The 4,601-nt window shown below is 44.3% G+C and carries 8 protein-coding genes; 7 read left to right on the forward strand and 1 reads right to left on the reverse strand.

Translation table 11 applies throughout. From position 1 onward, the window contains the following. Positions 1-113 precede the first annotated feature (113 nt). Entirely contained in the window at positions 114-656 is a 543-nt protein-coding gene (dps, locus tag H6G26_RS38820) for a DNA starvation/stationary phase protection protein Dps (RefSeq protein ID WP_190737108.1), read from the reverse strand. A gap of 197 nt (positions 657-853) precedes the next feature. Here dps and H6G26_RS38825 point away from each other — a divergent pair, with 197 nt between their 5' ends. The 7 genes from H6G26_RS38825 to H6G26_RS38850 form a co-directional block, all read left to right on the forward strand. After that, positions 854-1,282, forward strand: a complete 429-nt coding sequence (locus tag H6G26_RS38825; RefSeq protein ID WP_190737110.1) for a MarR family transcriptional regulator — start codon at positions 854-856, stop codon at positions 1,280-1,282. Positions 1,283-1,346: 64 nt separating this feature from the next. Continuing rightward, positions 1,347-1,961 carry a Crp/Fnr family transcriptional regulator gene (locus H6G26_RS38830; RefSeq protein ID WP_190737112.1) on the forward strand — a complete coding sequence of 205 codons (615 nt, stop codon included), beginning with the start codon at positions 1,347-1,349 and terminating at the stop codon, positions 1,959-1,961. Between the two features lie 130 nt (positions 1,962-2,091). Continuing rightward, positions 2,092-2,607 (forward strand): AraC family transcriptional regulator, encoded by a 516-nt coding sequence (locus tag H6G26_RS38835; protein WP_190737115.1) that lies wholly within the window; start codon positions 2,092-2,094, stop codon positions 2,605-2,607. A gap of 5 nt (positions 2,608-2,612) precedes the next feature. Beyond that, complete coding sequence (locus H6G26_RS38840; RefSeq protein WP_190737117.1) at positions 2,613-3,506, forward strand: AraC family transcriptional regulator; 894 nt, start codon at positions 2,613-2,615, stop codon at positions 3,504-3,506. Positions 3,507-3,697: 191 nt separating this feature from the next. Further along, positions 3,698-4,048 (forward strand): hypothetical protein, encoded by a 351-nt coding sequence (locus H6G26_RS38845; protein ID WP_190737119.1) that lies wholly within the window; start codon positions 3,698-3,700, stop codon positions 4,046-4,048. Positions 4,049-4,084: 36 nt separating this feature from the next. Further along, the gene (locus tag H6G26_RS43510; protein ID WP_242054312.1) at positions 4,085-4,273 is read left to right on the forward strand and encodes a hypothetical protein; all 189 of its coding nucleotides are present in this window, start codon (positions 4,085-4,087) and stop codon (positions 4,271-4,273) included. Continuing rightward, a partial coding sequence (locus H6G26_RS38850; RefSeq protein ID WP_242054311.1) for a transposase occupies positions 4,182-4,601 on the forward strand: 420 nt, incomplete at its 3' end. The genes H6G26_RS43510 and H6G26_RS38850, both read left to right, overlap by 92 nt.

The raw sequence follows: 4,601 nt of genomic DNA on the forward strand, positions 1-4,601 counted from the left end.
TTGCGATTTGCTCGAAGTAGGTATCAAAACTCTTGTTTATAGACACTCGCCAATACCGTCATTTGCACCTGTAACTAATGCAACTGCGCCTTCAATCTGTATTTCTTGTCTCCTTACGATTTCTCAGCTTGCAGGTGTGCTTCCAAGAACCAGAGGTGCTTGTCAATCGTCCGCGAAATTTCGGTATAGAGGTCGGCGGTGTCCGCATCTTCTAACTCAGTCGCTTGGTTAATTGCGGCTCGAACTACCCCCGCATAAGGAGCCATTCTGTCAACTAGCGCCGTTACATGGTCTTTGCCATCTACAATGTCAAATGGATATTCGGGAAGTGCTGAGTGTGACGCGGCGATTCGGACTGTACCCATTGCTACGCCCCCCAAAGCCGTAACCCGCTCTGCAATCAGGTCAATATATTCTTCAAGCTGGGTAGCAATCTCATCAAAGAGTTGATGGAGTTGATAAAAGTTGATGCCTTTGACATTCCAGTGTGCCTGCTTAACCTGGGTTTTGAGGTCAAGGGTAGTCGCTAAAGTTTGGTTGAGCAGTTCAATGACTTGAGAGCGAATTTCTGGGGGAATGTCGATACGAGTGGGATAGTCGGTTACTTTTAAGGAGTTGGTAACGATGCTACTCCTACTAATGGGGGCACTTGGCATCAGGTTTGGCTTGCTTGCAAGCGTTGAATGCTTAAAGTAAGGATAAAACTCCTTGCTGCCTCGGTCTTTCCCATTCTTGTGAGAAATTGTCTATTCTTGCGAATTCATGTCGGTCAGCTTTCCCGACTTTTCCCACACCTTGATAGTTAATAGGGAATTATTCTATTATTTATTTAGCTGGCTAAATAAATATAGAAATGCCTGAAAAACCCATGCTCCAAACCATTGGTTACTTGATGGTGCAAGTTTGTAGAGCGCATCGCAATCAAGCTGGCGTGGTTCTGGCTGAACTAGGACTCCACGCTGGGCAAGAGATTTTGCTCATGTACCTGTGGGAAAACGATGGCTTAATCCAATCTGAACTAGCACTTCTGATGGAGGTAGAACCCCCAACCCTGACAAAGATGCTACACCGCATGGAGAAAGTCGGGTTATTAGAGCGGCGCAGGGATGAACAAGATGCTCGAAGCTACCGGATTTACTTAACTGGCAAGAGTCGAGCGCTTTTTGAACCAGTTACCCATGCCTGGAATGTTCTTGAAAACCGGATTTTGACCGACCTGACGCTAGAAGAGCAACTACTGTTTCGTCGGTTGCTCTTGCAAGTTCGCAGTAACCTAACGTGAACGTTCTTTTTTTTGGTTATTTATTTAGCCAGCTAAATAAATAGAGGAGATAGGAGAAGCCTGTATGGATCTGTCAACACTAGATGGCTTGCCTGTCCAGTTACGGAATGCGATCGCACACCGCAACTTGGCACGAGGAGAAAACCTTTTCCAGCAGGGAGAGGAGACATTGGCTTTTTTCATAGTGGAAACCGGACGAGTTAAACTGGTGCGCTACACCACTGAGGACAAAGTGGTGATGTTCCAGGTTGCTGGACCTGGGGAGAGTTTGGCTGAAATTGCCTTGTTTTCAGATACTTACCCCTGCACGGCGTTAGCTGAAGTGGCTTCACGGGTAATTGTCTATCCCAAGCAACTGCTCTTGGCAGCACTTCGTGACAATCCCGACTTAGCAGAAGATTTCATGGCGATGCTGGTGCGGAAAATTCAGACGCTGAAAGTCCGCTTGGAGTTGCGGGATATTCGAGCGGCTCATGAACGGCTGTTGCGATATCTGTGTTACCAAGTACAGCCTGGAGAGCAAAACATGGTCAACTTCGAGCGCCCACTCAAGGATATTGCCGCCGAGTTGGGGCTTACACCTGAAACCCTTTCACGCGCTCTGGCAAGGCTGGAGCAAGAGGGAATGATTACGCGGACACGGCTACAAATCACGCTCCAGAATTCACCCGCCGCTTGATTCAAATCAATGCAATTGTTCGCTAATGCTCGTATGATAAGGCCAGGTTTAGTTAAAGCCTTTTATATTCTGAATCAGGTCAGAATTGGCTGCATATTGTTCATTATAGTTCTGTATAACCGACTGCAAAATGAGCGATCGCCACCCACTAAACCAGAAAAAACCTTTGTTGCTTGATTTTCAACAGCAAGGAGCGTCTGAACAAATTTTACCTAACCCACCTCTTTCTACCAGCTATGGTTCGGGGTGGAGTGGCATTCACTTCGAGCATTATCGTCTAAGAAAGTATGATGTCAGAAAACCACAATTCTCAACTTATTCGGATGGGCTACCCAAGTACAAGCTGCAACAGGTACTTGAGTATATAAATGCAAATCTTGAGTGTGATATCAAATTAGTTGATTTAGCTGAGTTGGTGGGGATGAGTCAGTACTACTTCTGCCATCTGTTCAAACAGTCGATGGGTATCGCGCTTTATCAGTACATGATTCAGCAGCAGGTAGAACGGGCGAAGCAGTTGTTGAAGTGCCTCGACGTGACGATTTCTAATGTGGCTTTAATGTGTGGGTTTGCCAATCAAAGCCACTTCAGCAAACACTTCCGGAAAATCACAGAAATGACTCCTAAAGCCTATCGGGACAAGTAAGAGCAATGACCAAAAAGAATATTAATCTTGCACGGCAACCAGCGATTAACCCAGCAGAAATAACAGGTAAATACCTGTTGACAAGACAATCTATCCATAGAGGGGCTTTCATTGTTGAACGTCTGCGGATGTTGCCTGGTGAGTCTGAAGCACCTGCCTTGACGCATCATGTGCTAGCTTTTCAACTCAGTTACGGGACACGCCAAGTTAGTCGTCATGATGTTGATGAGTATGACGGACCGAATCCAATAGGCTCGTTTTTGCTAGCTCCAGCAGGAATCCCTGGGTTCTGGTCTTGGGAAACGCTTGATGATGTTGTTACGTTCTGCATTCACCCAACTTTCCTTCAGCAAACTGCTTTAGAAACGGATTGCTTAAACCTGGAGAAAGTTGAATTGCTCAGTAAGCCATTTGCTTGTGACCCTCAGATCGAGTCGATCACGCTGCTATTCAAGCATGAAATAGAAACGAATGCGGTTGGCAGTTCACTCTACGCTGAATCTCTAGCCAATGTCCTGGCAGTTCACCTGCTGCGAAATTACTGTGTATTTCAACCTAAGATACAGACCTATGAAGGGAAACTGCCCAAATACAAATTGAAACAACTGCTGGACTACATCAACGCTAATCTCGACCAGGATATTAAGTTGGTTAACCTTGCCCAAGTAGTGGGAATGAGCCAATACTACTTCTGCCAACTTTTCAAGCAATCAATGGGTATTGCTCCTTATCAGTATGTGATTCAGCAGCGGGTAGAACGAGCAAAGCAGTTGTTGAAGTGCCGAGAGATGGCGATTACCGATGTTGCCCTAGAATGCGGTTTTGCAAATCAAAGTCATTTTACAAAGCACTTTCGCAAACTTACGGGGATTACACCAAAGGCGTATCGGGAGAGGTAGGCGCATAGCAGAAAACAAGCCTCTATCCATGAACTTAGCCAACAAGTAGAAAACACCAAAAAGAAATGTTTTATTCCGGCTGACTGAAAAGTTTAGAGGTATCTAATCCATCGCTGATATCACACTTCAATCAGGATTTGCTAATCAAAGCTAGACAAACATTAGATTACAGTTTGAGGAGATAAAATTCTATGCCAGAGCAACACCTTCCTACCTTCAATAAACCTTCAACAGGAACTCGCTTTTCTGAAAAAACTATTTCTAGCATAGTTGTTCTATCAAGAATAGAGCAAAACTGGAAGGGAACTGATGTCGTTCAATTTCGCCACTCTTTTTCAGAGTTGGGGGCAGCAGAATCTTTTCCAAATCACATCTTGACGATTAATCTTGGTAGTCCCATTAATCTACTAGCCAAAATTGGTGAAAAACTTTACGAAGGATTTATTAACGCTGGTGCATTATCAATCATTCCAGCGAATTTACCAAGTGAGTGGTACTGGAAACAATCCGAAGAAATCTGCTCTTCTATGACAATACCTTAGCCAAAAGAAGAGATAGGGCGCTCTGTAGTAGAGTTATTGTCTACCACAACGACAACTCAAACGCTACAATTCGCCCATGTTCGATATCCTATCACTCTTACAATGCCTATTACCCCAGATAAATGCTACGACGATGCGTCAGTTGAACCAGATAATAATGGCGATGCTAGCAATGAATGGGAGAATAACGATGTTAGGAATCTCCCGTTGGACAGGCGCTGGTAGTAGTTATCGGACGATGTTGCGGTTCTTTCATACAGTAATTCCTTGGGCGACGTTGTTTTGGCTATTTTTCCGCAAGCATTTGTTTCGTGCAAATGAGGTATATTTACTTGCAGGAGATGAAGTTGTAGTCAGCAAATCAGGTAAACAGACTTATGGATTAGATAGGTTCTTTTCCAGCCTAGTAAGTAAACCAATATCAGGGCTATCTTTCTTTACATTATCATTAATAAGTGTCGAACAAAGACACTCATTTCCGATTCGAATAGAACAGGTGGTAAAGAGCGATATAGAAAAAAGTAGTGTATCGCTAAGACCAGAAATAAAAGCC

This window comes from Nostoc sp. FACHB-888, from assembly GCF_014696655.1.
Taxonomy (GTDB): domain Bacteria; phylum Cyanobacteriota; class Cyanobacteriia; order Cyanobacteriales; family Nostocaceae; genus Nostoc.

Coding starts and splice junctions, on each gene's coding strand:
- H6G26_RS38835 (WP_190737115.1), top strand. CDS start 2,092: ATGAGCGATCGCCACCCACTAAACCAGAAAAAACCTTTGTTGCTTGAT.
- H6G26_RS38825 (WP_190737110.1), top strand. CDS start 854: ATGCCTGAAAAACCCATGCTCCAAACCATTGGTTACTTGATGGTGCAA.
- H6G26_RS38845 (WP_190737119.1), top strand. CDS start 3,698: ATGCCAGAGCAACACCTTCCTACCTTCAATAAACCTTCAACAGGAACT.
- H6G26_RS38840 (WP_190737117.1), top strand. CDS start 2,613: ATGACCAAAAAGAATATTAATCTTGCACGGCAACCAGCGATTAACCCA.
- H6G26_RS38830 (WP_190737112.1), top strand. CDS start 1,347: ATGGATCTGTCAACACTAGATGGCTTGCCTGTCCAGTTACGGAATGCG.
- dps (WP_190737108.1), bottom strand. CDS start 656: ATGCCAAGTGCCCCCATTAGTAGGAGTAGCATCGTTACCAACTCCTTA.